Below are 1,383 nucleotides of genomic sequence, written 5' to 3' on the forward strand. Positions count from 1 at the left end.
GGAAGAAAATCAAATTACCGACGCTTTAACTTCAGATGTTCATTTTATTCAAGCAGGTTTTCAAGCTTTACTACGATAATTAATTAGCGATCACCATTTAGTTAAAGATATAATTTTACGGCAAGCGCGAAGATGAAAGGATTTTCTAGGCCGATAATTTCTCGATTCTAACCGATCGAAGCCCGGAAGGTGTAGGCGAACCGAAAACCCTCTCCATTAAGGACTCGTGTTAAACTGATTAATCATGCTATTGTCTAGAAGCGACCTATGCCGAACTTAACCTTAAGCAACGAACAAGTAATCGAATTAGTCAAACAACTCCCCGAAGCACAGCAACAGGAACTATTTAGATTCCTCATCCAGCGTCAGTGGGGAAATATGGAAGCTATAACCGATTACGGAAGCCAACAGGCAAAAATCGTCGCAGCAGAACGCGGCTACGATTGGGATACCATGACGGAAGACGAAAGAGAAGAATTTATCGATGAAATCGTTCATGAGAAGTAGTGATTTATACTGTTGTCTTCGACACAAATATTCTCATATCTGCTGCGCTTTCTAAAAGCGGTAGCCCGAATAGTTGTTTTTCCCTAGCCCAAAGCAAACTGATTCGATCGGTCACTTGTCCAGAGATTTTAGGCGAATTATCCGAAAAACTTCTACTAAAAATCAAATTTCCTGAAGAACGAGTTAGAAAATACATTGAGGAAATTTGTGATGCTTCTAGCATTGTTTCTATAGGTGGAACACTTAGAGCCGTTCCCAATGATCCCGATGACGATATGATCATAGAATGTGCAATCGCTGGCAAGGCTACCCATATTATCACGGGAGACAAACATCTTCTTTCACTGGTTGAATATCAAAATATTCAGATCGTGAAAGCAAAAGATTTTCTGGACTTTTTAGATCAAAATAATAACCATCAATTATGAACTTTACTTAATGGGATTTTATTAAAAGATATTCGCGAAGCAAGATTATCCGCGGGGGACGTGGGAACCTTGGTAGAAAAACATCAAATCGAGGGATTAGAAACGGGGTATAGTGTCGAATTTTTCGAGAGGTTGGGAAAAACGATTACTGTTGTCACCCTGCCCGAAAATTCCCTCCGTTTCCCCACCCACGAGGATCGACCTTGACTCTACAGGACTGATATTTTCCCATCTTTAGCAGAATATCGGCATCTAGAAGAGGGTGCGATCGCACGGCAGTTATAGTTGAGAGGGTGTGTTACACTAACCTTAAGGCACTGTGTAGGCCGTAATCGAATTACTTCTCAACAATCCATTATGATAAAAAATCTACGAGTTAGTTATGATGGAATGGTTTTCCGTCCCGAAGAAAAGATTGAATTAGAACCCAATACCCATTACATCATCC

At 40.4% G+C, this 1,383-nt stretch carries 3 protein-coding genes; all 3 read left to right on the forward strand.

Features of this window, described 5'->3' with window-relative positions; translation table 11 throughout:
• The first annotated feature begins 267 nt into the window (after positions 1 to 267).
• The 3 genes from ACOCD9_RS20385 to ACOCD9_RS20395 are packed head-to-tail and all read left to right on the forward strand — an operon-like array spanning position 268 to position 1,142.
• Entirely contained in the window at positions 268 to 507 is a 240-nt protein-coding gene (locus ACOCD9_RS20385; protein WP_002750644.1) for a hypothetical protein, read from the forward strand.
• Positions 507 to 935 carry a putative toxin-antitoxin system toxin component, PIN family gene (locus ACOCD9_RS20390; RefSeq protein ID WP_147069325.1) on the forward strand — a complete coding sequence of 143 codons (429 nt, stop codon included), beginning with the start codon at positions 507 to 509 and terminating at the stop codon, positions 933 to 935. Before ACOCD9_RS20385 ends, ACOCD9_RS20390 begins: the two co-directional genes overlap by 1 nt.
• 15 nt (positions 936 to 950) lie before the next feature.
• Positions 951 to 1,142, forward strand: coding sequence for a DUF4926 domain-containing protein (locus tag ACOCD9_RS20395; protein WP_419548293.1), 192 nt, complete (start codon positions 951 to 953; stop codon positions 1,140 to 1,142).
• Positions 1,143 to 1,383: the final 241 nt, after the last annotated feature.

The sequence above is a fragment of the Microcystis sp. genome, from assembly GCF_048564745.1.
In the GTDB taxonomy this organism is placed as follows: Bacteria; Cyanobacteriota; Cyanobacteriia; order Cyanobacteriales; family Microcystaceae; genus Microcystis; species Microcystis ichthyoblabe_A.